The organism is Peptoniphilus sp., assembly GCF_050943655.1.
GTDB lineage: Bacteria > Bacillota > Clostridia > Tissierellales > Peptoniphilaceae > Peptoniphilus_A.
Genome location: NZ_JBMNPQ010000092.1, coordinates 1 through 4,825, shown reverse-complemented (window position 1 = coordinate 4,825; position 4,825 = coordinate 1). Strand labels below are relative to the sequence as shown.

4 protein-coding genes are annotated in these 4,825 nt (G+C 31.8%); 2 read left to right on the top strand and 2 right to left on the bottom strand.

The window, feature by feature from the left end:
* Positions 1-83: 83 nt before the first annotated feature.
* Positions 84-1,454, top strand: coding sequence for an MATE family efflux transporter (locus tag ACOX6R_RS07245; protein ID WP_433448747.1), 1,371 nt, complete (start codon positions 84-86; stop codon positions 1,452-1,454).
* A gap of 78 nt (positions 1,455-1,532) precedes the next feature.
* Here ACOX6R_RS07245 and trxB read toward each other — a convergent pair whose 3' ends face one another.
* Both trxB and ACOX6R_RS07235 read right to left on the bottom strand, forming a co-directional pair.
* Positions 1,533-2,483, bottom strand: a complete 951-nt coding sequence (trxB, locus tag ACOX6R_RS07240; protein ID WP_433448745.1) for a thioredoxin-disulfide reductase — start codon at positions 2,481-2,483, stop codon at positions 1,533-1,535.
* 112 nt (positions 2,484-2,595) lie between these two features.
* Positions 2,596-3,540 (bottom strand): alpha/beta hydrolase, encoded by a 945-nt coding sequence (locus ACOX6R_RS07235; protein ID WP_433448743.1) that lies wholly within the window; start codon positions 3,538-3,540, stop codon positions 2,596-2,598.
* A gap of 171 nt (positions 3,541-3,711) precedes the next feature.
* On the opposite strand from ACOX6R_RS07235, the gene ACOX6R_RS07230 reads away from it, so the two are divergent.
* On the top strand, positions 3,712-4,599 hold the full coding sequence (locus ACOX6R_RS07230; protein ID WP_433448741.1) for a DUF2207 family protein: 888 nt from the start codon (positions 3,712-3,714) through the stop codon (positions 4,597-4,599).
* The last annotated feature ends 226 nt before the right edge of the window (positions 4,600-4,825 follow it).

Below are 4,825 nucleotides of genomic sequence, written 5' to 3'. Positions count from 1 at the left end.
AAACGAAATAATATTTGAAATCGCCTTTAATTTCTCTCTATATATGATAATATAATTTAAGACTATTAATTGGAATGATTTTAATGGAACAAGAACAAACACAGAGAAACCAAAAGTTACTTATGACTTCTGGAAGTATTTGGAAGACAATTTTATTATTTTCGATACCTTTAATCTTTGGAAATTTATTGCAACAGACCTACAATACCGTCGACGCAATGATAGTTGGAAACTATGTCGGCTCACAGGCTCTTGCGGCAGTTGGATCAAGTACAGCTTTAATAAACCTTTTAATTTCCTTTAGCCAAGGTATTGCCGTTGGTTCTGGAATTATTGTGTCCCAATCTCTTGGAGCAGATAAGCTTAAAGATGTAAGAGTGTCCGTTCACACTTCCCTTGCAATTGCAATTATCCTTGGAATTTTAATTTCAATTGCAGGATATGTATTTGCACCAACGCTTCTTAAAAGCATGAACACTCCAGCAGAAGTTATGGGCGATTCAGTAAAATACCTCAGGACTTTTTCTTTTGGACTGGTCTTTAATATTATTTACAACATGGAGGCAGGAATTTTAAATGCAGTCGGCAACTCAAAGAGATCCCTACTATATCTTGGGATTGCATCTGTTTTAAATATATTTTTAGATTTACTCTTCATAAAGAGATTTAATCTTGGAGTATATGGTGCTGCAATGGCAAGTAATCTCAGCCAAGCAATCTCTGCACTACTTGCATTTTTATTTTTAGCTCGCGTAAAAGATATTTACAAAGTGAGAATTTCAAAAATAAAACTCCACAAAGAGATGGCAATTAGAGTTATAAAAATTGGAATACCTACAGCAATTCAAAATACTGTAATTTCAATTTCCAATGTAATTATGCAGTCAAGCGTCAATGTGTTTGGGGCATTTCCCATGGCTGGATTTAGTTCCTTTGCAAAGATTGACGGCTTTAACATACTTCCCGTACTGAGCCTTAGCATGGCGATAACAACTTTTGTTGGACAAAATTACGGAGCGCACAAGATTGAAAGAGTAAAGAAGGGCATGTGGACGACACTTGTAATGAGCATCATCTACACCATGATTACAAGCTTACTACTTTACAAATTCTCATCAAATGTCCTATCGCTTTTTACAAATGAAGTCGAAGTAATAGAAGCTGGAGTCTTGGCATCGAGATTCTTCTGCCCATTCTACTTTTTACTTGCAATAATGCATTCACTTGCCGGCACAATGAGGGGAACGGGACGAACTGTACCTCCAATGATAATTCTTCTAGTATCGCTATGTGCATTTAGAATTATTGCCGTGCAATTTATTAAGTATATAATTCCGCATTATTACACAATTGAAAGTGTATATATGCTCTATCCAATATCATGGGCAATCGGAACAATTTTAATGGTTATATATGCTGTTAAAGCAGATTGGCTAAAATATGGATTTAAATAAATTATTTTATTACGCAAATAAAAAAACATTGTTTAGGATTTTTCCCAAACAATGTTTTTTTTTTTAAATTTTTAAATTTTATTCTTCTTTAAAGCCTTCGTAAAGATTTCCTTCAGCTTCGTCAATATATTTTTGGGCGTTAATTGATGCTATTGCACCGTCACCTGCTGCGTTTACGATTTGTCTTACTGTTTTATTTCTAATGTCTCCTGCAGCAAATACGCCTGGTAAATTAGTCTTCATTTCATCATCTGTAATAATATATCCGTTATCAGAAATATTTACTTGATCTTTGAAAAGTTCTGTATTAGGAACATATCCAATGAATACAAAAATTCCAAATGGATCATCTGATGTTATTGACTGAGTCTTGCCAGTTTTGTTATTCTTTAAAATCATTTCATTTACAACTTTATCGCCTTTTATTTCAACAACTTCGCTGTTCCAAATGAAATCAATTTTATCATTGTTAAATGCTTTTTCTTGTAAGTCTTTTGATGCACGAAGCTCGTCTCTTCTGTGAACGATATAAACTTTTTTAGCAAAATTTGTTATAAAAATTGCCTCTTGAACGGCAGAGTCTCCTCCACCAATTACATATACATCTTCGCCTTCATAAAAGGCTGCATCACATATTGAGCAGTAACTTACTCCACGTCCTTTGTACTCTCTTTCACCTGGAGCACCTATTTCACGTGGATTTGCACCTGTTGCAATGATTACGGATTTAGCTTCATATTCATCAACTGTGCCCTTAATCTTTTTAACATCACCTGTTAAATCAACAGATTCTACTTCGTCCATTACAATTTTTGCGCCGAAATTTTTTGCTTGTTCAGCCATTTTCATACCTAATTCGGCACCATCTATTTTATCTATACCAGGATAGTTCTCTATTCCCGTAGTTTCGGCAACCTGTCCGCCTTCTATACCTTTTTCGATTATTAATGTCTTTTTCTTTGCTCTTGCAGCATAAAGTCCTGCAGTAAGACCAGCAGGTCCGCCTCCAATTATTATAATATCATACATGGTCATACCACCTTTCCACTCTATTATACCCATAAAATTAAAAAATCAACATCACATGATGTAGGTTTTGTAACATGAAAATTCTCCCGACATAAATCAGGAGAATTAAAATTTATTTATATTTTAAAAGAAAATCGCTTATAACTTTTTTGTAGCCTGTGGGATTTTTGATTGCAAATTCTATGTGTTTATAATCTTTTTCGGTGTGAAGCTCTTTTTTATCTCCAGAAATATTGTCATAGATTTCCTTTCCCATGTGAGGAGGTGTAACTTCATCTTTCATAGAATTAATTATTAGTACTGGCGACTTAAGCTTTTTGTCCTTTATCCAATTTGCAGAATTAATATCATCAAACCCAAATCCAAGCTTTGATTTTGTGTAGATGTCTCCTGCAAACTTCATGTAAGATTTTGGAACATTTTCTTCTTTACTTATTTTATCAAAAATCTGATCAACCATTTCATAAAAATCAGCAACTGGTGAGTCCAAAACTAAGTAGTTAATATTGCTGTCATCTCTTGAAGAAGCAATAAGGGCAGTTGACGCGCCGAAGGACTCTCCAAATAGCAGAATCTTTCCGCCTTTCTTAATGTGGCTTTTGGCGTAATTTATAGCATCAAGTGCATCATAGGACTCTAAAATTCCAAAGGTAGAATAATTTGCCAAATTCTCACCAGCATTTCTCTCGTCATAAATAAGAGTGTTATATCCAAGGCTTAGAAAAATATCTGCAATGTGTGAAAGACTCTCTTTAGTTCCACCCATGCCATGAATTAAAACTGCAATATTTTCGTTGCCATCATCACTTGCATAAATTGCAGGAATGTTGTGTCCAAATTCACTTGATGAAATTTTAATTTCTTTTACTGTGTGATGCTTTTTAAAGTTTTCATATTCGTCTCTATAAAGTTCTATATGTTTTATGGAATCTTCTCTACTTACAGGATTTGTAATTCCATCGAAGACATTCTTCCCCACAAATATAGTGAAGATAACAGCTGCAATAAGTATTAAAATTAATAGTATGGATAAAATTATTTTAGATTTCTTTTTCACACAAACACCTCGCTAACTGATTTTAGAATATCATAAAAATATATAATTTCTGTAAATTCATTTTGCATTTTAAAATTTTTTATCTATTTTTCTTTTACAATTAAAATTATATGAGTATGTTAAAATGGAACAAAAATTAATTTTTTTATGTATAATGTAATTGGTGATATTATGAATTTAAATCTAAGCAGTACGAATTTTTTAATTATAAATATTTTGGCAGCAGTTATTGGAATTTATTTTATTTTAAAGAGCAAGAAAAATAAGGATAAGAGCATAAGTTCCAAATCTATTAGATTAAACTTTTATGAGAAGAGTTATTTTTATAAAGGTGCAAACTACATTCACAACACAATCATTGCAATGCTTCTTTATTTAAATGAATGTAATGCTATAAATATCGAGAAAACTTTTTATAAAAATCGCAAAGGCGAAGATGCCATAAATTATATTTTCACGAAGGGAAATTTAGAAAATATTGATAATGTTTTGGCGAAACTAATAGATATAATTTTTTCCTTTAGCGATAATGATAAAATTTCATCTCGCGAGCTTAATAAAATTAGAAGGGACGCCCCCGACGATTACAACAATAAATTTTATGAACTGATTGACCTTTTGGAAAAACAATTTGTAAAGCTCGGACTCAAAAAAGAACATTCATCATCAGACAAAGTTTTAACTAACTTTTTAGGATTTTTTATACTACTTGGCCTTGGAATGATTTCTATTTATAACAGTGCTTATATTGGAGTTATAAACATTGTCCTAAGTATTATGTTTTTTGGTCTTTCAATTTCAAATGTTGCAGAACTTCCGCAAGCAGGCAAAAATAAATTTGAAGAACTTTCAAAACTTGAGACAAGGCTTAAAAAATTAGAACTTGATACAGGTGATCCTACTCTTGTTGCCATTGGATTTGGACTAAAATACGAAAACATATTGGCAATTAGAAATAAAAGTAATAACGGTTATGATATTTATTTTGACAGCGACAGATCAGATTTTCAATCCACAATGAGAACTGCCCTTGTTGGCGATTCATTCTTAGTAAAATAACTTCTAGCTGATTTTATGAGTAAAACTTGTAAGATCAGCTTTTTAATTTGGATTTTTAATTATCTATTTCAATTAATACTAAAAAACCAGAGAAAGCACGAGCTAACTCTGGTTTAATTAAAATATTTGAATTTATGTAGTTAAAAATTATTTATACATTTTTAATTTAATTTTCTACTTACTCTTTTTTCGCAGTTCAATTAATGCATATATTATTTGCACAAAA

What these genes read in the sequence shown, in the direction of transcription:
- ACOX6R_RS07230 (WP_433448741.1), top strand. Translation starts at nt 3,712, where the DNA reads ATGAATTTAAATCTAAGCAGTACGAATTTTTTAATTATAAATATTTTG.
- ACOX6R_RS07245 (WP_433448747.1), top strand. Translation starts at nt 84, where the DNA reads ATGGAACAAGAACAAACACAGAGAAACCAAAAGTTACTTATGACTTCT.
- trxB (WP_433448745.1), bottom strand. Translation starts at nt 2,483, where the DNA reads ATGTATGATATTATAATAATTGGAGGCGGACCTGCTGGTCTTACTGCA.